The organism is Arthrobacter sp. efr-133-R2A-120 (assembly GCF_030209835.1).
Classification (GTDB): Bacteria; Actinomycetota; Actinomycetes; order Actinomycetales; family Micrococcaceae; genus Arthrobacter.
In genome coordinates this window covers 102,403-123,974 of the sequence record NZ_JARVRF010000002.1, presented here as the reverse complement: position 1 = coordinate 123,974, position 21,572 = coordinate 102,403, and the positions used below count along the sequence as shown (strand labels likewise).

The following is a 21,572-nucleotide window of genomic DNA, read 5'->3' as shown; positions in this document are numbered from 1 at the left end:
ACGAAAGGCATATCAATGAACCCCGTACTCAACCTCGTCAACGTCACCCTGGAATACCCGGACGGCGATTCCACCCTCAAGGCCCTGGACTCCGTAAATCTCAGCGTGCACGCCGGCGAATTCTTTTCCCTCGTGGGCCCGTCCGGCTCCGGGAAGTCCTCGCTCCTGGCAGTCGCGGCGACATTGGTCCGGCCGGGTTCAGGGCTCGTTATCATCGACGGCACGGATGCCACAGGACTCAAGGACACCGAACTCACTTCCCTGCGCCGGGAGAAGGTGGGCATCATCTTCCAGCAACCCAATCTGCTTCCTTCGCTGACCGCCGTCGAGCAGTTGATCATCGGCGACCATTTCCGGGGGAAGCCGGCCAAAGCGGCACGCAAGCGCGCTACGGAACTGCTCGACGTCGTCGGGCTTGGGAGTTCTCTCAACAAGCGGCCGCACCAGCTCTCAGGAGGCCAGCGGCAGCGCGTGAACATCGCGAGGGCGCTCATGGGCCAGCCCCGAGTGCTGCTTGTCGACGAGCCGACGGCAGCCTTGGATCACGAGCGCAGTGAATCGATCGTGCGGCTGCTGCGCCAGGTCACGGACGAGTTCGCAACGGCGACCGTCATGGTCACGCACGACACCGAATTCCTGCCGCTCACCGATTCGGTCGCAACTATGCGGGACGGGCGCCTCGGTGTGGGCGTCCCCGTCGGAGCACCCAACTGACTAGCATTTGTTGTCGTTATGAGGCCTCAAAACGACAACAACTGCGAGTCAGTTGGGCAAGAAACGAAGGGTCAGCCCCCGATGACAGCCTCGTCCTGGGCATCGTCATAAGCGTCGCGAGCCTTGAGAATGCTGGGCACGTGGTCCTCGGCCCAAAGGCGCAAGAGTGTCAATGGTTCCAATAGGGATGCTCCAAGTTCGGTCAGTTCATAGTCAACACGCGGGGGCACCTGCGCGTGGACAGTCCGGGTGATGAGACCATCGCGCTCCAAGGTGCGAAGGGTCTGGGTCAGCACCTTGGGCGTCACCACGTGGACCATCTTGCGAAGCTCGGAGAAACGGATAGGGCCGTCCGCGAGGACCTGGACCACCAACGAGGCCCATTTGTCTCCGATGCGCTGAAAGATCACCCGGGACGGGCAATCAGGGTCGAGGACGTTTGCTGGCAGATCGTCGGTATCCATGAGGTAACTAAGTTCCTTTGAAGCTATCAGTATCAATTAGATACTGTTTTCATATTGCAAGGATAGCAACCCAAGGAGAGTCATGAAAATCGCAGTTTACGGCGCAACAGGCATGGTCGGAAGCCAGATCGTCAACGAATCCCTCACCCGCGGCCACGAAGTCACTGCCATCTCCCGCAAGGGCTCAGAGGTTGCCGGAGCGAAGGCCCTCGCTGCCGATCTCGCTGATGGCCAGAGCTTCGCGGAGATCGCCAAAGAGCACGACGCCGTCATCCTCGCCACCGGCCCGAGCCGCACCGGCGGCGACCACGGAGAGTGGCTCGCGGCAATGGACACCGCCTACAGCAACGCAGAAGGCACGCGCCTCATGATCGTCGGCGGCGCAGGCACGCTGGAGATCGACGGCGTTCGGCTCCTCGATTCGCCCGACTTCCCTGAGGCCTACAAGGCCGAGGCCACCACCGCGGCCGCAGCTTTCGCCGCCGTCAAGGAAGCTCCCGAGAGCTTGGACTGGACCGTACTCGCACCCGCGCCCGTCATCCAGCCAGGTGAGCGCACAGGAAAGTACTCCACTGCCAAGGATTCCCCAGCCGGCAACACCATCTCCACGCAGGACTACGCCGTAGCCATGCTGGATGAGATCGAAACTCCGGCCCACCGCCGCGCCCGCTTCACGGCAGCCAACTAACCCAACGCCCGCTCACATCTGACGGCCCATTTGCCAACGCTCGCTCACATCTGAGGGAAAAACACCGATCGCTCCTGCAGATTATCTGCAGGAGCGATCCGTCGATTGGGCTCATAGGTGAGCGAGCGTTTGGGATCTTTCCGGCATAGGTGAGCGAGCGTTCGGGATCTTTCCGGCATAGGTGAGCGAGCGTCCCGGATTTCGCCGGCATGGGTGAGCGAGCGTCGGGGGTGGTTACGCGCCTAAGCCAAGCCCGGGTATCTTCAGGCCGAACATGTCCTTCAAGGCATGTTTAGCGGCGTGGTACCCGGGCATTCCTGTCACTCCGGGCCCAGGGGGCGTGGACGAGGAGCACAAGTACACTCCGGGCAAAGGGGTCCGCCACGGGACCGGGGAGAACACGGGACGCTGCACGAGCCCTCGAATGTCCATGATCCCCGCACTGAAATCGCCGCCCAGATAGTTCTCGTTGTAATCGGCCAAGCCTGCCGCCGTCGTCGTCTTCCAGCCAACCACCACGTCGCGAAAACCCGGCGCGAATTCCTCGATCCGCGACATGACCGCCTCGGCCATGTCAACGGTCGATCCCTTGGGCACGTGGCAATAGGACCAGAGGATGTGCCGCCCAGCGGGAGCGCGCCCGGGATCCACGATGGATGGCTGGGCCACCAGGACGTACGGCTTCGCGGGATGCCGGCCAGAGGCTACCAGGTTCTCGGCCTCGGCCATGGCGGCACGAGTGCCACCGACGTGAACCGTTCCGGCGGCGGCCAGCCCTGGAGCCGACCAGGGCACCGGCCCCGACAGGATGAAGTCAACCTTGCATGCTGCATTCCCGAAGCGGAATGTTTCCAGCGACCGCCTGTAGCGCCCGGGAAGCGCTGTACCCGCCACACGCAACAGTCCCGGGGGAGCGACGTCGAGCAGGATCGCCTTCGCCGGACGCAGCTCTTCCAAGGAATCGATCTGCGCACCGGTCTCTACCACTCCACCGTGGGCCTCGATATCCCGGACCATGGAATCGGCGATCGCCGCCGAGCCACCAATCGGAATCGGCCACCCGCCGGCGTGAGCCAGCGCACCCAGAAGGAGTCCCGCCCCCGCAGCGGCGAGCGAAGGAAGCGGCGCCACGGCATGCGCCGCGACACCAGTCAAGAGCGCTGGCGCCGCATCCCCGGAGAAGCGCCGGTTCCACCACGGCGAACCCTGCTCCAAGGTTGCCAGGCCGAGTCGTAAAGCCGCCACCGGATTGGCCGGGATCCGTAGCAGCTGATTCTGCGTCACGTCCAACACCCCGCCCAGCCGCTCGACCAACGGCCCCATCAGGCGGGTAAACGCAGCTCCGTCTGCCCCGAGTTCAGAAGCGGTCCGCTCCAGCGAGCGATACGCGAGGGCCGCCCTGCCGCCGTCGAGCGGAGTTCCGTATTGGACGTCCGGCAAACGGAGCTCCACGCGCCGCCCGAGTTCAAAATCCCGGAAGAAACGCGAAGCCAGCGCCATCGGGTGGACCGCGGAACAGACGTCGTAGAGATGTCCCGGTTCCAGCAGTTCAGCCGTCCGTGTTCCCCCACCGATCGTCTCGGCAGCCTCGTACACCCGCACAGCCAGTCCCGCGCGAGCCATGACCACAGCGGCGGCCAAACCGTTCGGTCCGGAGCCGACGACGGCGACGTCAGCCATCGCGTTCACCCTCGCCGCGCGTGGAAGGCAATGAATCGTGCTCAGGCTGTGCGGCATCGCCAGTCGACTTGGACGCGCCGGAGAACGCAGCTACCCGCCGCCAAGGCAACACCGATGACGCTGGACTCTTGAGGTCCACCCGGAACCAATCCTCGGCACCATTGAACTCACCGCCGTGAGGGTCATCCACACCCTGGACTCGGAGGGGATCCAGGTGGGGCTCCCAGATGTCCCACGCAACCCTCAGCATCAAATATGCCGTTACGGCCATATGTAGAAACACGGCCATGACGTAGTACGGCATATCGATGTTGTTCTGCGCCGCCCCGCCGCTGCTGATCTGACCGAGATACATCCACGTGGCGGCCCAATGCAACGCCTCGGCTGCCTGCCAGACCAGGAAATCGAGCCAGCGGGGTCTGGCCAAAGCCAGCAATGGCACTAGCCACAGGACATATTGGGGCGAATAGACCTTATTGCTCAGGACGAAGGCTGCCACTATCAAGAAAGTCAACTGGGCCAGCCGCGGTCGCCGAGGCGCTGTCAAGGCCAATCCTGCAATCAGAACGCACGCAAGGAGGAACATGTCCATCGCCAAGGCGTTGATGGCTCCGGGACCAAGTTGGGACAGCCGCAGGCGTTCGGCAACGAGGTTATAGGCGAACCACAACGAGCTGTATCCGGCGGGGCGGTCCTGGGTGAAGTCGAAAAAGTACCGCCAGCCGGCTGGGTTCGCCGCGGCTACCGGGGCGTTGACCGCGAGCCACGCTACCGCGGCTGACAGGGTTGTCACGAAGAGGACCCGCAGCCGGCCGCTGCGTACCGCCAGTAGGAAGACTGCACCCAGTATGAGCACCGGGTAGAGCTTGGTGGCTGTTCCCAAGCCGATGAACAGACCGGCCAGGACGGGGCGTTCCTTCGCGAAGAAGTACATCCCCACCGCGAGCATGGCCACGGCCCACATGTCCCAATTGATTAATCCGGCCAGCACGATCGCGGGTGCCAGGGCCACCATGGCAGCGTCCCACGGGCGGCGTCGGTTGATGCGTGCGGTGGCCAGAACGACCACTATCCACATGGCCGCAATGAGGGTGGCGTTGACATCGAAGTAGCCAAGGATCCGATCGGGGCTGGCACCGTGCCCTGGTACGAGCCATGCGGTGACACCCGCTATAAGCCCCGTGATCACGGGGTACTCGAAGAGGGTTTTCTGGTCGAAGAGCGGAAACACGCCATCCGCAAGGCCCCGGCTGCTGAAAAGTTCGGGGAAGTCCGAGTAACAGGTCGCGTAAAACTGTTGGGGGGTGTGCCAGCCATTGACGCGGCAATAGCCCTTGATCAGGATCGACATGAGCGCGGCAACGATCGTGAGGATGATCAGGACCCGTTCAACAGTGAAGAATCCGGGGGAGACGGCTCCAGGGGAGGACCGCCGCCCGAGGGGTCCTCCGATCAGTTCGGTGAAGTTCCCCAGCAGGGAGTCGCTACGGCTGGGAACCACAAAGCGCGCACGCTTTTGCTGGATGTGCGGCTTCGTCTCCTGCATGGAATCGAGCTTACCTTCAGCCGCCCCCGACGGCGTCGAGTCCCGCCAGGGCCGGGCCCGCCGCACCCGGCCCGGCCGCCCGTTGAGCCTTTAAAAGGCGGAAGCCCACGCATAGCCGCGTGGGCTTCCGAGGCGAACGGTCCGATGTGTGCCATCAGTCCCTCCTGAATTGCAACGGTGGGGGACACTCAGCGGATGATGCCCATTTGATGCAGGACGACGTATACGTCTTCCCGGCGTTGGTCCAACAGTTGACCGTTGAAGAGGGTCTTGTCTTTGACGACGGGCTTGCCGTTGAAGACCATCAGGTCCTTGAGGCGCTTGGCCAAGGGTTCACCTCCTTTCGTCATTGAAGAGAATTGCCGGAATTCAGGCATGACAATTAAGCCCCCTGAATTCGAAGAAAACAGCGGCAGAATTAGGCATGTGAATGCCGGGCAATAATGAGTGGATTAAGCGGATTTCGCGAATGACCGTGGACAGTACAGGAGCATGGAGCTCCGGTACGTGGTATCCAGGGGGCAGCCGTCCCCAACAAGAAGCTGGTTCCGAACTATGAGGAAACTGCGCACCACGTCGATCGCGTGATACCGCTCAATGGCAGGCCAAACTCGGAGCCTGATTGCACCTTGAACTGCCCCAAATAATCAGGGCAGGAAGTACATCAGGGGGAGTTAGGCCGCAAAACGGCGTCGAGCAGCAAAGGCCGGGGTGCCAGCAACGGTCATCTTCCATCCGCTAGTCAAAGTAATCATTTTCCCAACCTCCTTTTCTGCTTTGGCACTAGTCCAGCTGACTGACTGGACAGCGCACGCCTCAATCCCGGCAGATCGCTCTGGGATCAAAAATAAAGTTACACCATGAATCGCGCTGTTGACCAGCCAATTACAAACAATTTAGAAATTAATTCTTCTTACAGTCCCCAACGAAGAATGGCCGGCGTCCGCTTGTCCCATCCCAAGGTACAAACTTTGGCTGTTCCCAGGACAAAGTGGCGTCCTTCCCGAGCGTCCAATTCAAGCCAGCGGGCCGTGAGGATGCGGGAGAAATGGCCGTGGGCGACAATCAGGACGTTGTCCATCCCGGACTCCAGCACGCGCGCAATGATCTTGTCGGCACGGGCCGCCACGGAGTCGAGCGTCTCGCCATTCGGGACTCCATCGAACCAGATGAGGTAGTCAGGGTTGTCCTTGCGGATGAGGTCCGAGCTGATGCCTTCGTAGTCGCCATAGTTCCATTCCACGGCAAGCGGTTCATGAACGGCGTCGGGGAAGCCCGCCAACTCCGCGGTACGCCGGGCTCGGCGCAGCGGCGATGTCAGGACCAAATCGAAGTCGATGCCTTCCAGGATCTTGCGGGCTTCCACGGCCTGCTGCTCGCCTTCCACCGTCAAGGGAAGGTCCGTCAAACCGGTGTATTGGCCACTCTTGGACCATTCGGTCTCTCCGTGACGCATGATCCAGAGCTGAGGCCGGGAGGGCTTGGATGCAGGGTTCACTTAGGACTCCTCTGGTTCGGCGGTGCCTGTTTTGGCATCGACGGCTGGTTCCGATGAAAGTTCGACGGCGGACTCGGGTTGCCCTGACCACCACGCCAGGAGCTTGGACTCGGCCTCCTCCTGGGACAATGGACCGCTTTCCATGCGCTCCTCAAGCAGGAACTTGTAGGCGCGGCCGACCACGGGTCCGGGCTTGAGTCCCAGCAAAGCCATGATCTGCGCTCCGTCCAGGTCCGGCCGGATGGCATTGAGCGATTCCTGTTCGGCCAAGACCTCAATCCGTTGCTCAAGGTCATCGTAGGCAAAGGAAAGCCGCTCCGCCTTGCGCTGGTTACGTGTGGTGACGTCGGACCGGGTCAGTCGGTGCAGTCGCTCCAACAAAGGCCCGGCGTCTGCGACGTAGCGGCGGACGGCAGAATCGGTCCAGCCCGCGTCCCCGTAGCCGTAGAAACGCATGTGGAGCTCTACAAGCCGCGCCACGGCCTTGATGGTGTCGTTGTCGAAGCGCAGGGCCTTCATGCGTTTTGCGGTCAGCTTGGAGCCCACCATGTCGTGGTGGCGGAAGCTCACCGCGCCGCCCGGTTCGAAACGGCGCGTCGCCGGCTTGCCGACGTCGTGCATTAGCGCGGCGAAGCGCAACACAAAGTCCGGACCCGGCACCGGGCCGTCCGGACCGGTCTCGAGCGACGCGGCCTGCTCCAGGACCTGCAGGGAGTGCTGGTAAACGTCCTTGTGCCGGTGGTGCTCATCGGCTTCAAGGCGCAGCGCGGAAACCTCGGGGAGGACGAATTCGGCCAGTCCGGTATCCACGAGGAGGTCGATGCCCGCGCGCGGGTGCGCACCGTTAATGAGCTTGACGAGCTCCTCGCGGACCCGTTCGGCGGAAATGATCTTGATCCGCTCGGCCATCCCGGACATGGCGAGGCGGACGTCGTCGTGCACCGCAACGCCGAGCTGTGCCGCGAAGCGGGCAGCGCGCATCATGCGCAGGGGATCGTCGGAGAATGACGCCTCCGGTGCTCCCGGGGTGGCGAGGACCGAGGCATGGAGATCGCGGACCCCGCCGAACGGATCCACGAGCTCCAGGGAGGGCAGCCGGAGGGCCATGGCGTTGATGGTGAAGTCGCGGCGTAGGAGGTCGTCCAGGAGCGAGGAGCCGAAAGCCACCGCGGGTTTACGCGAATCGGTATCGTAGGCCTCGGCGCGGTACGTGGTGATCTCGATCTGGAAGCCGGACTTCTTCATCCCGATCGTTCCGAAGGCGCGGCCGATCTCCCAGAAATTGTCTGCCCACCTCTTGATGATGGAGAGGGTCTGGTCCGGAGTGGCGTCGGTGGTGAAATCCAGGTCCGGTGAGACACGGCCAAGGAAGAGGTCCCGCACCGGCCCGCCAACCAGCGACAGTTCGAATCCAGCGTCCACGAACCGCTGACCGAGGTCCAGGACCACTGGATCCATCTGGAAATTAACTGAAGAACTGTCCAATACTTGCGCCATAGTTCCTTAAGCTTGTCAGATTTCGCAGCGCCATCCCACCGGATCCCTGTCATTGCGCTGCGATTGCGTAGCGATGACACCGGGATCACGGCCGAACGCCATCCGCGCGTCACCGCGAGTCCATGTCCCGGTCATCACCAACGGGCAAGAGTCGTTAGAGTGGACTTCATGGCCAACCCGATCCCGAGTGCTCCTGGCAGGAGGACGAACGCACCATTGCCGTCGGCAATTGGTGCCCACGTCGCGCCCGCCCCGCACCCGGCTCAGGCTGCCCTTCCGACGGTAGAGGAAGTCTCTGCCGGCGGCGTCGTAGTGGACACGTCCGACGGCGAACTGAGGGTCGCGATCATCGCCCGCCTTAATAGGGGTGGCCGGCTCGAGTGGTGCCTGCCGAAGGGGCATCCGGAGGGCAAGGAAAACAACGAAGAGGCAGCCGTCCGCGAGATTGCTGAAGAGACCGGGATCGAAGGCAACGTCCTCGCTCCTCTCGGCAGCATCGATTACTGGTTCACCGTGAGCGGGCACCGGGTGCACAAAACCGTGCACCATTTCCTCCTGCGGGCGACGGGCGGGGAGCTGACCATCGAGAACGATCCCGACCAAGAGGCCATCGATGCCGCTTGGGTTCCACTCCAGGATTTGGCCCGTAAGTTGTCCTTTCCCAATGAGCGGCGCATCGCCGATCTTGCCCGGGAAGTCCTGCCCGAACACCTCTAACGCGGCCTTTTATACAGGCTTGACGCACCAGGCAGCCCGGCTCATGGGACGATAATGACAATGTCTGCCGCCAAAACAACCCAGTCAACCCAGTCCGGAGAAACCCGTTCCAGCGCCGTCATGGCCGCAGGGACGCTCGTTTCACGGTTCCTCGGCTTCGCCAAAACCTGGATGCTTGGCGCCGCACTGGGCCTGGGGTCGACGGTCAACGACACCTTCATCAACGCCAACAACCTGCCCAACCTGATCTTCCTCCTGGTGGCGGGCGGTGTCTTCAACGCCGTGCTTGTCCCGCAAATCATCAAAGCGAGCAAGGGCCCGGACCGCGGCGCGGACTACATCAGCCGGCTCCTGACCTTGGCCGTACTGGTTCTGTTGACGCTGACGGCGCTGGTCACGCTGGCCGCGCCCATGGTCATCGACCTCACTACGCAGGGCTATTCACCCCAACAGAAATCGCTGGCCGTAACCTTCGCGTTCTATTGCCTGCCGCAGATTTTCTTCTACGGTTTGTATGCGCTCCTGACCCAGGTCCTCAATGCCAACGGCGCCTTCGGCCCGGCCATGTGGGCGCCGATCCTGAACAATGTGGTGGCCATCGCCGGACTGGGCATGTTCATCTGGATCCTCGGCGCCAACAACACCAACCCCCACACCTTGGACAATTGGGGGCCCTTCCAGACCTTCCTGATCGCAGGATTCTCCACCGTCGGCGTATTAGCGCAGACGGCGATACTCCTCGTCCCGGTAATCCGCCTGCGGCTCGGGCTCCGGCCCCGCTTCGGCTGGAGGGGCGTGGGACTCGGCCAGGCAGCGAAGTTGAGCGTCTGGACCCTCCTGACCGCCGCCGTCGGGCAGCTCGCTTTCCTCTATGTCATGAGGATCGCCACGATTCCTGGCTCCGAGCGGCTCCGCCTGGAGCACGCGCAAGACCCGGCGGCTGCCACCCTCCCCGGTAACGCGGTCCTGGAAGTCGCCAGCCAGCTGTATCTGCTGCCGCACTCGATCATTGCGCTGTCGCTCGCCACGGTGCTGTTCAACCGGATGGCCCACGCGTCCCAGGCGGGCAACAAAGCCGAACTGCGTGAAGCCCTTTCGCACGGACTGCGGACCATGGCCGTCGCCACTGTTTTCGGGGCGCTGGCCCTCTTTGCCCTCGCCGGACCGCTGGGCATGTTCTTCTCCGGCGGGAAGCCCCAGGACGGCGTCATGCTCGCCCAGACGCTGACGATCCTCGCGCTGAGCACGCCGTTCATGAGCGCCAACTTCATGATGTCCCGCGTCTTCTACGCCAACGAAGACGCCCGAACCCCTTTCTACATCCAGCTCATGCTGGCCCTGCTCAACGTTGTGGGCGCGTTCATCATCCAGTTCCTGCCGGTGGGCCAGATCATCTTCGCCATCGCAGTCCTGTACACCCTCGGCAATATCCTGTCCGTGGTCATCAGCGTCTGGTTCCTGCGACGCCTCCTCGGCCATGTGGACGGCCCTCGGATCGCAAACTCGTACATCCGCATGGGTTACGCCGCCTTGGGCTCGGCAATCGCCGGCGCCTTGGCCTTGTGGCTCCTGGGCAGCTATCACGCTGACGGCTTCGCATGGAGCAGCAGGCCCGCCGCTTTGGTGACGGTAGTCGTCGTCGGGCCCGTCATGCTGCTTGCGTACCTGTTCCTGCTACGGGTCTTCCACGTGAGCGAGCTGCGCGATTTGCTTCGACCGGTACTCGGCCGGCTCGGCCGGGGCGTTCCGGTCGCGAAAACACCGTCCGCGGGCGGAAAGCAGACCCCGACGGCGGTCCGCGCCACCGTGTCCGACGACACCGGGCTCATTCCGCGCATCTCGGGCGAGTTCGACGCAGCATCGTTCCGTGCCGGTCCCGCCTTGCAAACCATCCCTTCCAAGGACGGGTGGGATGACGTCCGCGATGGAGCTACTGCTGAAGGGAAGGATAAGGTGGACGCTTGGTCCGACGTCGAGAAGTCATATCTGCCGGATGAAGACCTGCCCAGTACCGCACAAGGGGGCACAGGCCGCCCAGGCATCCCGCTGCCCGGCCGCCGCACCTATCAAGGAACGCTGGGAAACAACCCCTATTTCCGCGGTGGACACCGCCGCAAACGGTGACGCATCCTCGCAAACCGAGAGCCAGAACGGCCCAATCAGCTAGGATCAGAAACTAATACAGGTAGTTGCAGACCACGGGTCACCCGGCTGGCCGGATCCCGTATTCAGGACCCGCAGCTTCCGGACAGTCATAGGAGGAACCCGTGTCCCACCCGATCGATGTCGGATCAGTGCTTGGCGGCCGCTACAAAGTCACAGCCACCGTGTTGACTTCGCACGACCAGGATCTGGTGCTCGACGGCGTGGACCAGGTTCTCAACAGACCTGTCAGCATCCTCGTGGCTGGCCCCGAAAACGCCGAGCAGGTTGCCAAGAGCGCCCGCGAGGTAGCCACCGGCGAACGGCCCGGGCATGTCCAGATCCTCGATCTGGGCGTCAGCGACAGCACCACGTACCTCATCACCAACCACAGCAGCGCACCTGACCTGTTGGACCTCGTGGTGGCCACCAACCCGCCCTACGTCGAACCGTTCTTCACCGACACGCTTGGCAGCGAGATCTTCGGCCAGGCCCGGTCCCACGAACCCGAGACCTACGACGGACTGTACGACGACGAAGAGCACGACGCCGAGTACATCAGTTACGACGAAGTCGAGCCACATCCTGCCGGCGAATCACTACCACCTGCCGCGGCACCTGCGGACCCGCGCCGCCCGGTGGTTCCTCCCATGCCTGCTGGCCGGCCGGCGTCGGCCCCCGGAGGCATTGGTTCCCGGATCGCCGCGGCGGCAGCCGGAGCAGGGGCGGCTGCAGCTGCGGCCGCGGCCGCCGTAAAGGGCACCGGCAAGGCAAACAGCGACGACGGCGAAGCCGCACCTTCCGGGAGGAGCGGATCCGATTCGGCTGCCGAGTCGAGCCGGGCTGAGTCAAGCCGGACCGCCCCCCAGCAAATCCAAGCGGCGCCTGACACGCAGGCTGTACCAGCGTCCACTCCTCCGGCGCCTACCTCCGCCAATCCCGCCCAGGAATCCAAAGTCTCTCTCTGGTCCGAAGACGACTACGGTTTCATTAATGACGACGCCGGCTCCCGCGGTGCGGGCGCTTCCCGCGATACGGCCGCTGCTACCAGTGGATACAGCCGAGGAGCATCGAGCTTCCCGGCGATAGCTCGTGAGCAAGCAGAGCCCCTCGACGAGGACGAATACTATGACGAGGAGCCCGTTCGCGAGCCCCGTTCCTTCCGTTGGCTTGTGGGCGGGGTCCTTGCCGCCGTCTTGATCCTGGGTTTGATTCTGGCTGTCACCAACCTCGGCAACCTGATCCCCGGCGGGACTCCCGCAGCCAAGCAGTCCTCCACAGCGTCCCAGCCAGTGACTGGACAGCCGAGTAGCAGTGCGTCGGCAGCTCCGGTGGCAGCGCCACCGGTCATTGACGGAGTCACTCGGATGGGTGATTTCGAGTTCGCCGCGACCTATGACAAGGACTTGGTCAAGGCCTACGACGGCAATGCGGCGAGTTACTGGTCGGACATGGAGTTCGCCACTGCGGACTGGGGTGGACTCGCTCCTGATGGAGTCTCACTTCTTGTCAAGCTCAAGGCACCCTCGCAAGTGACGTCCGTCACCTTGAGCCAGTTGGGCGCTTCCGGTGGAAACATCAGCGTTTACACGAATGATCGTCCCGCGATGGACGGCGCCAAGATGGTGGGCACCAACAGCTTCACCTCACCGGAGCTGACCATGCCGCTGAGTTCCCCTGTAACGGCCCAGTACGTGATTGTCTCCATCAAGTCCCTGCCCAAACTGACCGCACCCAAGACGCGCTACGGGTTCGGCCTGCGCCTTGCGGAGATCAAGGTCCAGTAGTCGACGGCGTGCGGCCTCTTCGGCGGCACGGGAGCGTTTCGGGGGCTTGCGTCTGTTTCGGGTGCTTGCAACCCGGGGGAGCGTCAACTCCGGTAACGGAGCCTTCGTCCTTCCATGCCGTGCGCTGCCAGAAGGTACCCTGAATGGTGGCGGATATTAGGGTCCCCGGGAACATCGGAATATTCCGTGCCGTCACAGGGTTGTGCCATGTGGCCGGCCGCAAGGATCCGGTGCATCGACTAAGGAAGAGGTTCACCCAACAGTGAGCAACGCAGAAAACACCGCGTCCAACGTACGTGATGTCATCATCGTAGGCTCCGGGCCTGCCGGTTACACGGCGGCCGTCTACACGGCACGCGCCAACATGAACCCGCTGCTCATCGCCGGTTCCGTGACTGCCGGTGGCGAACTGATGAACACAACAGACGTCGAGAACTACCCCGGTTTCCCCGAGGGCGTCATGGGACCTGATCTCATGGAGAGCTTCGAAAAGCAGGCGGCACGTTTTGGGACTGAAATTCAGTTTGAGGATGTCACCGACCTGGACCTCGACGGCGACATCAAGTCCGTGACCATCGGCACGGGGGAGACCTTCAAGGCACGTGCCATCATTCTGTCGACCGGTTCCGCATACCGCGAACTCGGCCTCGCGAATGAAAAGCGTCTTTCGGGCCATGGCGTGAGCTGGTGTGCAACCTGCGACGGTTTCTTCTTCAAGGACCAGGACATCGCAGTCATCGGCGGCGGCGACTCTGCGATGGAAGAAGCACTCTTCCTCACCAAGTTCGCCAAGTCAGTCACCGTGGTACACCGTCGCGACACCCTCAAGGCTTCCAAGATCATGGGTGACCGCGCCCAGGCCCACGAGAAGATCAACTTTGTGTGGAACACCGCCGTCGAGGACGTTATCGGTGGAGACAAGGTGACCGGCTTGAAGCTGAAGAACCTCGTCGACGGCACCGAGTCCGAACTCGCCGTCACTGGCGTTTTCGTGGCCATCGGCAACGATCCCCGCACGGAACTCGTCAAGGGGAAACTGGAGCTCGCCGCCGAAGGCACGATTGCCGTCGAAGGCCGCAGCTCGAAGACCAGCATCAAGGGCGTCTTCGCCGCCGGCGACGTCGTCGACCCCACCTACCGTCAGGCCATCACGGCAGCCGGTTCCGGTTGTGTCGCGGCTTTGGACGTCGAGCACTATCTTGCAGACCTGCACGCCTAATCGGCACAGCAGCCATCCATTCGAAGGGAAAGAATTATGAGCAACGCTAAAAACGTTACCGACGCCAGTTTCAGCACCGACGTCCTGGCCGCTGAAAAGCCGGTCATCGTGGACTTCTGGGCAGAGTGGTGCGGCCCGTGCCGCAAGTTGGGTCCGATCCTCGACGAGATCTCGGTTGAATACGGAGACAAGGTTGACGTCGTCAAGCTGAATGTCGATGACAACCCCGCAATCGCCGCTGAGTACGGCATCACGTCTATTCCGGCGGTCTACCTCTTCAGTGGGGGAGAAGTTAAGAGCACGGTTATCGGTGCCAAGCCGAAGCAGTTCTTCGAAAAGGAATTTGAGTCCGTCCTGTCCTAGGACTTCAGGCGCCCGTTTAGCGGCCGCTTCTGATTCAGCCGGTGGTTCTCGCTATTGAGCGAGAACCACCGGCTTTTTCGCGTCTTCGGGTTCTCCTTCCTGGGCCCGCAGTCCCGCAGCTACGGGTGATTGTTTGCGGTATAGCTGGGTGCGCGAATGGGCACTTGCTGCTCAGAGCTTGGCGTTGCGGTTTGTGAACCTTTTTGGATTACAAAAGGACCGGATTCTCTGTGAGGGTGTCAGGCGGGCAGGACATCTCTTGCTCGGCTGGAGTCAGGCCGCCGGGCCGCGGAAATCGTCCAACCTTCGAGACCTGAGACAGCGCCTTATGGCGCGTTCGCCCTATTGAGCCTTTTGCTCGTGGTTGATGTCGGGGAGTCCACTCGCTTGTAGCGCCTCCTTGTGTGATGTCAGAGCCGAAGTGTTCGATTCGGCCGTTTCACGTGAAACAGAGTTGGTCCTTCGGTAGATGCCGGGAGACTTCCGTTGTCGAATTCAGTACCAGGGCGATCCTCGCGAGCACTGAGTCGATACGCCGTTTCACGTGAAACGAGGCTGACCGCTCGGGAGGCTTCGATTTGCCTTTGTGGTGTTTGGACTGAGGACATGCTCCTTGCCATCTGGAACTTGCATATGTTTCACGTGAAACAGGATCAGCGCAAGGGTCGCGGGGTCGCGGGTCACTGCCGAGTTTGCGGCATTGTTGCAGACACTGGCCGTGGCTGAATTCTTGCCTGTGCTGATGCCGTATAACATCAGCCTGGCTTGCTGATTCATATGCCTTGCGAACTCCCGATCCTGCTGGCTGCGTGAGCGTATCGCCTGGCCGGAGGAGGAGGACCGCCCCGATCACCTCTTCGCTGACAAATAGGTGTGTTCTGCGGGAACTCCACTGTGCTGGATGTTTCACGTGAAACGCCATGCCGGAAGGGGGGCTGCGCCAAACGCTCTTCGGCGCGGACTCGATAGGACTCGCTGCCAGAGTCCTTCAAGAAGCAGCGGGCCCCGACAGATCGGCGCGACGTACTGTGAGCATCACACAAGACTCGAGTGCCCGGCCGCACCACGTCGCCGGGCAGCTGCTCCTCCAGCCGGATTCTCAAGCCTGGGATTCTGAACGCGGTTAGCGCAATCTACCTAGTTGCTCACACAATCTATTTAGATTGTTTCAACACACGTAGATCCACTTCCACACTCATCAGCCCAGTCCATCGTCGATGCCAGGACATCAGGAGCTTTCGGACACAGCTCGGCACTCGGATAGGCACAGGGGCCGTGGTCGCCCAGAGTCGGCGGTCGAGCCCTTTCTCACGATGACCGAGGACAAGCCACCATAGCCCTGCGGTTCGATGACGGACCCGGGATCTGTCCGCTGACACACCTCGATCCTCGCGAGCCGGCACGCCGTGGACATCATTCTCAACAGCTATGGGGGTGACGATGGGATTCGCGGCTCCCACACGCCCTCGATTCCGGGATGTATCTCACAAGCAGACTCAAAGAGTGCAACAGAGTGGCTCGGAGTAGGACACTTGCAAAAACACCAGTGGAGGAGGCAAAGCAGCTGCCTTCAAGCCATCGGAAGGGATAGGGCCCGGAAACAGCGCCACAAGACTCAGGACACCGCCACTTTAATCACACGCGGCACTGCAGCAGTCGTACGAACGGGTCAGCTTAACCCTCAAATTCGGTCGGGCAGGTTCCATCGAGCCGGCCAATCAGCGACTGACTCGCGCTTGAACTCCCAACTCACGACTCATCGTGGCGGTCGGCCTTTCGAAAGCCATGCCCGGATAGTAGCGGCGCGTTCGCTAATGGAAAGCGGTCCACGCGAACCATCCCAAGGCGCACATCCTAGAAGCCAACGTTGCAGCCTTCGGCTTCAGTTCCCACGGCCGAAATTGGGGTGGAGGGAAATTCAAGAGGAGCCAAAAGAGCAGTCCGGGGGCTGCACCTCGGGGGCGCTGCACCTCGGGGATTCTGGTCAGGACCTTTGACCCTAAGTAGCGGGCGAACCGGCGTCGGCAGTCTTCCGTTCGAGCTATTTGCCGCGTGCCTCGACGGACCTTGCGCGTACGTCCAGCCGCTGACCACGAGTAACGAAAGCAGCCTGGCAACAATCGCGGACAAGGCAGGAGGATCATTCAAACGCAACGGAAGCATCGGCGTCCCGCATAGGGTCTTGCGGGATCGGTCTATGGAGGGCCCCCTTGCTCTGGCATCTCCACACGCAAGCTCCCAGTTAAGAACGCTCATCAGTTGCGAGGTTGGCAGGGTGGGTCGGCCTGAGATGGAGAGCATGAACTGTACTCCGGGGTACCGGTAAGACACTAACGCACCGAAGACACGTGTGTGTCCGGGTGTGTGGATGGTCCACGCAGTCGAAGAGGTGGACCTCGGGTGGTATTCCGAAGGGCGAGAGTTCGCCCAAGCAAGGAGCCTGCGGTTCACCCGCAAGTCTTGACCGCTCAACATACTGGCTGAGGTCCGGCTTGGAACAGGGCATGCGCGGCGTCATTGACGATTGATTGGCCCAAGCCGTTACCCGGTAGCAATGAGGACGGTCGACCTTCTCGGCGCCGTAACAGCGCCAAGACTGGACAAGCCCCAAAGTAGGCGAGTGTGCGGCCGTTGCGGGTCTCAGCACTAGATCTACATAATCCGTAACGCTCCTTCTCACCTCAGCGCATTGGTGCGCCTGTGCCCATAGGACAATTTCGCCCCGCAGTTCCCCCTCAGTTAGAGAATGTTGCTGCCACGTGGAGTAGCCGGAGCAGTCGCAGTTTCACGTGAAACATGACGGGACCATGGTGCACCTGCTCGTTGCACCGAGCGCGGGAGGCACCAGAAATCCGCAATTGCCGACCAGCAGTACAAGCACTAGGCACAACACAGGGCCAAGCTACCGCAGCAACGGAATCCTCGCCGGGAGAGATATCCACCGACCGCTCGGAAGTTATGCACAAAGTTATCCACAACGATATCCACCGGTGAAGAATGGTCGTCCGCGCGGCTCTCCCGACGTGGAATGGAGCGAGTCCGGCGCGAGTAGGGGCGACGACCAGGGGTCCAGAACAGATCAAAGCTTCGTCTGGCCTGGATTGCGCATGAAGGGTCAGAAATCGGCCAGAATCAGGCCAAATTGGGGTGTAAATGACCAGCTTGCAGACCGTGGCTCTGTTTCACGTGAAACAAGGCCATCGAAGAGCTCAAGGAGCACACGAGTATCAACGCCGCCTGGACAAAAACTAGTTCGGTGCAGACCGCCACACCCTCAACCCGGACCACTTATCAACAAAGTTATCCACAACGATATCCACCGCTGCTCCCGGACTTTTCAACAGCGGTTTGTACGCGTCAACGAGCCAGGGCCATGGCGCCGGCGAAGCAGAGACGCGCTTTCTCCTACCCCAGGGGCTCACCCAGCGTGCCTCAATTCTCCGCGACCTTCCGTGTCTTGAATCATCGATAGCGGATTGCCAGGGTTCTGGAAGTACCGCATGTGCCTGTCTCAATGGTCCGGCAGGGGCCTACCGAGGATCGCATCCGGCTGTCACTAGATCTCTAGAATTTGGCATGCCGATGTGACCCCGCAGCCGATCGCCACCGCCCGACGGCTCCGAGCACGGTGTGCGGCCGGTCCATGGCTTTGCCCGGAGAGAGTGCCCACAGTCCAGGCTCAATCCCTATACACCACGGACCGCGGTGTGGATCGACATGGACGTCACGCACCCTACTAGTCGCTCACCATCCAGGCTCTCCCAGGTCGCCCATCGCCGCAGGCACGAACCATCGGGAAGTCGTATCCGAGGGTGGGCCACTAACAGAGTGAACGGGTGTGCCCGTGCGCCACGGACGACCAGAGCATGACGAGGCTGGGGGAGCCGCCGTCAATTGATGCCTTCATCCCATGCGATCACGGCAGGTAGTACCAGGCTGCGCCCGACTGTGAACATCGTCCCGAGAACCGGTGCCGGATCCAGCACGGGTACTGCGACACAGATCCTGAGCCTCGTCAGGTCAGGAGGGTACGGTCACGTTGTCGCTGAGACCGTTTGCGATATCGCGTTCGATACGTGGGAGCCAACTGCGAGGCAGACCTGGGGACTCACACGGCCCAAGGGAGGCACCAACCGTACTGGACGCGTCCGCACAGAGAACATGCAACAACCCTGACGCCGGACGGGACAGGGCCCGGCTCAACAGTGCCACCCCGGTTGAAACCGGCAAAAATGCTTTCGTCCCTACCGACCTCGTTCTCCGGCGAGCAGGGGACCAGCGCCCGATCGCTGACCTCGACTGAGTGCTGCAGGCACCAAATGTGCAATGGGGTCTGCGTCGCTCAGATCCGCACCCTACAGCGACAATCAGCGCAGTACCCAGCCACGCGAAGACAATCAACAGCGTGCCATCAGCAACCCTTTCGCTGGCTCCGAGGCCATGCGCAGCGCCCGCCGGTGGCAGTTCCCCATGGCCAGCCCCAGTGCCAGCTCCTGGCTATCCCTCCTTCGATAGCTTCAGAGCGCCGCCCAATTCTGCACCGACCCATACGCATTCACTACGGTAGCAATACTTCGCACCGAGCAGCGCGGGCTCCGGCGAATAGTGCTGGCTCCACACCGGACCAGTCGGCCAACCGCAAGACCCCGCGCGCATCCGCCGCATGGTGCCCACGCACGCCTGCCGGGACTACTTTCAGCCCTGCTTCGTGCGGCGAAGTGCGCCGAGCCTTGACCTTAGTGCAGCTGTCTGCCAAGAGGCGATGGCAGCCTACGTTGTGACTAGGCGGCGCCGGAAGGCCTAGTTGGACCCATCACTATTACTACGAACGCTCCTTCGATGACTCGGGCGGTTGCGACCCAACCTTGGGCGGAGGGTCGACGGTCTATTGTCAGATCCCTGAGACCACACCTTCCAAAGGGTGAGTGGAGAAGGGAAAACCGGTGGATCAACAAAGCTCCGAGCCTTCTCGCAGAGGCGCGCCACTGAGCATTCATTCGTACTGCGAGTGAACTACCAATTATGGAGGCTAGAGCCACGGCATCGAGTGTAGTCGACGATCGAGCCTGCTGCAGGTCAGTGTTTCACGTGAAACCGAAGGAGTCGTCCGTCCGAGCAGGCCGTCTGAAGAGCCACCACTCAGGCCGGTTCACGTCCCACCTTCCGAGGCTCTATGCGGTGACTGTTCCACGTGAAACATCGTGAACCGCCACGGCGCGCACAAGGCGTTGATTCACTTGGACAAGCATGGATCCAGACCGGCCCACGATGGAGGATGTAGACCTGACGGACAAGCAATTGAGCGAGGCTTTTGAGGCTCGAATGTCCGCGTTCCGGATGCTCGTAAAAAAGGCAGGCGAACCCTGATGTTTCACGTGAAACTCAAGGAAATGAACTCACGGAAAGATTGGGGGAGGCCAGGCACGCCACCTAACGTAACAGGCTGTCGCCTCACTTTATAGGACCACCCAAGATGCTGGAACCGAAAGACTCTCGCGATTGCACGAAGCACTCATGCGTCTTAGAGCGGCGCGAACCCACCATCCTCACCGGAGCGCCAATGAGAAGCCCTCGATCCCATCAGCCTTCTCACTGCTGCCGATCGTTTCACGTGAAACACCGACGTAGCGCCGCTATACCCGGGTCCTACCAATCTCCACGATCGTTCGCGGATACAAGCGAACCGAACTCACCCCAAACGATAAGGGCCCGGCGCTGCGGGCGGCCTCACAGCAACGGATACTTCAGAGTCAAATCAGAACCAAATGGAAGCCAGACGCACATAATTGCGCGCGTCGAGGGCAGATGGTTCCCAAGCCCGGCCACACAGGAAGTACGGGCAAGCAATCTCAGACAGCAGTTCACAGCCAGGCACAACCCCCGAACGCGCACGTACAAAGTGCCGTCGAGGATGAACCCCTCCCAGGAACAGTGCAATATCCATGCACGCCCAGGAGACTCTTAAAAGAAAATGGGATCTGCCTCACTAGAAGCAAACCCCAATTCCGTAGAAGTCGAGCGACTAGCCCTCGTCCGTCGGTGACAAAACATCCATAATGCGGTTTAGATCCTCAACGCTTGCGAACTCAATGCTGACTCGACCCTTACGGGCACCCAAGGTGATCTTCACATTGGTGTCGAGCCGATCCGAAAGAGAGGAAGCAAGGTAGTCGAGACGCTCATGCCGTGCATTAGGGCGCGGGATACTGTTCTTCGGCGGAACCGTAGGATCCTGGTACAACGCCACTGCTTCCTCAGTTGCACGTACGGACATTCCTTCGGCGACAATCTTCTGAGCGAGACGTTCCATCGAGGCCGCATCAGGGAGAGCGAGCAATGCACGTGCGTGGCCGGCCGAGAGCACGCTTGCCGCGACGCGCCGTTGTACCAAGGGAGGAAGTTTGAGGAGGCGAAGGGTGTTGGACACCTGCGGCCGCGACCGTCCGATCCGATCAGCTAGCTGCTCGTGTGTGGTGCCGAAGTCTTCCAGGAGTTGCTGGTATGCGGCAGCTTCTTCCAAAGGATTCAGCTGACTGCGGTGGAGGTTCTCCAGCAAAGCATCGCGCAGGAGGTCGTCATCATTGGTATCGCGAACAATCGCCGGGATGGTTTCGAGCCCGGCGGCCTGTACTGCCCTCCATCGACGCTCACCCATCACCAGTTCGTACGGTTCTCCACCCTTTTCAGTTGAAGTCCGTACAACAATTGGCTGGAGTACGCCTATTTCCTTGACGGAGTGAACCAGCTCCGCCATGTCGTCCTCATCGAAGACGCTGCGCGGCTGCTTCCGGTTGGGATGAATGTCCCCAACCGGAATTTCGGCAAAGCGCGCCCCGGGTACTTCAACGAGTTGAACCTCGGACGATTCCGCGGCATACGACTCAGAAACGGCGTCATCGGCAGTGGCATCGGCCGGCTCAGACACGGCCGGCTCCTCAACGGTGGTGACCTTCGCGGCGGGCGACTTCGAAGCAGCACCCTTTGCCGCCGTCGTGCTCTTGGAAGAGGAGCCTCGCGACGGAGAGCTCTTCGCTACTTCGGTTTCAGGCACCTCAGGCGTATCCACCGTCTCCGGGGCCTTGCGCGCCTCAGGGAAGAAGAGGTCCACAGGGCGGGACGTCGGAACGCCATTGCCCGATGCACCAGCCGAAGCGGAGCTGGGAATGAGAGCCCCAAGACCCCTACCCAGGCCTCGTCGCTTTTCGCTCATTAGTATGTCCCTCCGGTGGATTGGCAAGAATAGAGCCCGCCAAGGAT

The 21,572-nt window shown here is 61.6% G+C and carries 14 protein-coding genes; 7 read left to right on the top strand and 7 right to left on the bottom strand.

Going from position 1 to position 21,572, the window contains the following annotated elements; all coding sequences use genetic code 11:
• The first annotated feature begins 15 nt into the window (after positions 1-15).
• Positions 16-714: an ABC transporter ATP-binding protein gene (locus QRN52_RS01425; RefSeq protein WP_284751020.1), complete on the top strand. Its 699-nt coding sequence runs from the start codon at positions 16-18 to the stop codon at positions 712-714.
• A 71-nt stretch (positions 715-785) separates the two neighbouring features.
• Here QRN52_RS01425 and QRN52_RS01420 read toward each other — a convergent pair whose 3' ends face one another.
• Positions 786-1,178, bottom strand: coding sequence for a winged helix-turn-helix transcriptional regulator (locus QRN52_RS01420; RefSeq protein ID WP_284751019.1), 393 nt, complete (start codon positions 1,176-1,178; stop codon positions 786-788).
• Between the two features lie 82 nt (positions 1,179-1,260).
• Here QRN52_RS01420 and QRN52_RS01415 point away from each other — a divergent pair, with 82 nt between their 5' ends.
• A complete protein-coding gene (locus QRN52_RS01415; protein WP_284751018.1) occupies positions 1,261-1,866 on the top strand; it encodes an NAD(P)-dependent oxidoreductase in 606 nt (201 codons plus the stop codon).
• A gap of 234 nt (positions 1,867-2,100) precedes the next feature.
• Here QRN52_RS01415 and QRN52_RS01410 read toward each other — a convergent pair whose 3' ends face one another.
• From QRN52_RS01410 to QRN52_RS01390, 5 genes are all read right to left on the bottom strand, one after another.
• Positions 2,101-3,546 (bottom strand): phytoene desaturase family protein, encoded by a 1,446-nt coding sequence (locus QRN52_RS01410; protein ID WP_284751017.1) that lies wholly within the window; start codon positions 3,544-3,546, stop codon positions 2,101-2,103.
• A complete protein-coding gene (locus QRN52_RS01405) occupies positions 3,539-5,092 on the bottom strand; it encodes a glycosyltransferase family 87 protein (protein WP_284751016.1) in 1,554 nt (517 codons plus the stop codon). The genes QRN52_RS01410 and QRN52_RS01405 overlap by 8 nt, the downstream gene beginning before the upstream one ends.
• 188 nt (positions 5,093-5,280) lie before the next feature.
• Complete coding sequence (locus QRN52_RS01400; protein ID WP_172465581.1) at positions 5,281-5,421, bottom strand: hypothetical protein; 141 nt, start codon at positions 5,419-5,421, stop codon at positions 5,281-5,283.
• A gap of 584 nt (positions 5,422-6,005) precedes the next feature.
• Complete coding sequence (locus QRN52_RS01395; protein ID WP_284751015.1) at positions 6,006-6,590, bottom strand: histidine phosphatase family protein; 585 nt, start codon at positions 6,588-6,590, stop codon at positions 6,006-6,008.
• Positions 6,591-8,087 carry a CCA tRNA nucleotidyltransferase gene (locus QRN52_RS01390; RefSeq protein WP_284751014.1) on the bottom strand — a complete coding sequence of 499 codons (1,497 nt, stop codon included), beginning with the start codon at positions 8,085-8,087 and terminating at the stop codon, positions 6,591-6,593.
• A 216-nt stretch (positions 8,088-8,303) separates the two neighbouring features.
• Between QRN52_RS01390 and QRN52_RS01385 the strand changes: the two genes are divergently transcribed.
• From QRN52_RS01385 to trxA, 5 genes are all read left to right on the top strand, one after another.
• Positions 8,304-8,804, top strand: coding sequence for an NUDIX hydrolase (locus QRN52_RS01385; RefSeq protein WP_284751099.1), 501 nt, complete (start codon positions 8,304-8,306; stop codon positions 8,802-8,804).
• Between the two features lie 60 nt (positions 8,805-8,864).
• Positions 8,865-10,928: a murein biosynthesis integral membrane protein MurJ gene (gene murJ / locus QRN52_RS01380; RefSeq protein ID WP_284751013.1), complete on the top strand. Its 2,064-nt coding sequence runs from the start codon at positions 8,865-8,867 to the stop codon at positions 10,926-10,928.
• A 143-nt stretch (positions 10,929-11,071) separates the two neighbouring features.
• On the top strand, positions 11,072-12,733 hold the full coding sequence (locus QRN52_RS01375; RefSeq protein ID WP_284751012.1) for an ABC transporter substrate-binding protein: 1,662 nt from the start codon (positions 11,072-11,074) through the stop codon (positions 12,731-12,733).
• 262 nt (positions 12,734-12,995) lie between these two features.
• Positions 12,996-13,952 carry a thioredoxin-disulfide reductase gene (trxB, locus tag QRN52_RS01370; protein WP_284751011.1) on the top strand — a complete coding sequence of 319 codons (957 nt, stop codon included), beginning with the start codon at positions 12,996-12,998 and terminating at the stop codon, positions 13,950-13,952.
• Positions 13,953-13,988: 36 nt separating this feature from the next.
• Positions 13,989-14,315 carry a thioredoxin gene (trxA, locus tag QRN52_RS01365; RefSeq protein ID WP_078107075.1) on the top strand — a complete coding sequence of 109 codons (327 nt, stop codon included), beginning with the start codon at positions 13,989-13,991 and terminating at the stop codon, positions 14,313-14,315.
• A gap of 6,022 nt (positions 14,316-20,337) precedes the next feature.
• Here trxA and QRN52_RS01360 read toward each other — a convergent pair.
• Positions 20,338-21,525, bottom strand: a complete 1,188-nt coding sequence (locus QRN52_RS01360) for a ParB/RepB/Spo0J family partition protein (RefSeq protein WP_284751010.1) — start codon at positions 21,523-21,525, stop codon at positions 20,338-20,340.
• Positions 21,526-21,572: the final 47 nt, after the last annotated feature.

What these genes read in the sequence shown, in the direction of transcription:
- QRN52_RS01425 (WP_284751020.1), top strand. Translation starts at nt 16, where the DNA reads ATGAACCCCGTACTCAACCTCGTCAACGTCACCCTGGAATACCCGGAC.
- QRN52_RS01420 (WP_284751019.1), bottom strand. Translation starts at nt 1,178, where the DNA reads ATGGATACCGACGATCTGCCAGCAAACGTCCTCGACCCTGATTGCCCG.
- QRN52_RS01415 (WP_284751018.1), top strand. Translation starts at nt 1,261, where the DNA reads ATGAAAATCGCAGTTTACGGCGCAACAGGCATGGTCGGAAGCCAGATC.
- QRN52_RS01410 (WP_284751017.1), bottom strand. Translation starts at nt 3,546, where the DNA reads ATGGCTGACGTCGCCGTCGTCGGCTCCGGACCGAACGGTTTGGCCGCC.
- QRN52_RS01405 (WP_284751016.1), bottom strand. Translation starts at nt 5,092, where the DNA reads ATGCAGGAGACGAAGCCGCACATCCAGCAAAAGCGTGCGCGCTTTGTG.
- QRN52_RS01390 (WP_284751014.1), bottom strand. Translation starts at nt 8,087, where the DNA reads ATGGCGCAAGTATTGGACAGTTCTTCAGTTAATTTCCAGATGGATCCA.
- murJ (WP_284751013.1), top strand. Translation starts at nt 8,865, where the DNA reads ATGTCTGCCGCCAAAACAACCCAGTCAACCCAGTCCGGAGAAACCCGT.
- trxA (WP_078107075.1), top strand. Translation starts at nt 13,989, where the DNA reads ATGAGCAACGCTAAAAACGTTACCGACGCCAGTTTCAGCACCGACGTC.
- QRN52_RS01360 (WP_284751010.1), bottom strand. Translation starts at nt 21,525, where the DNA reads ATGAGCGAAAAGCGACGAGGCCTGGGTAGGGGTCTTGGGGCTCTCATT.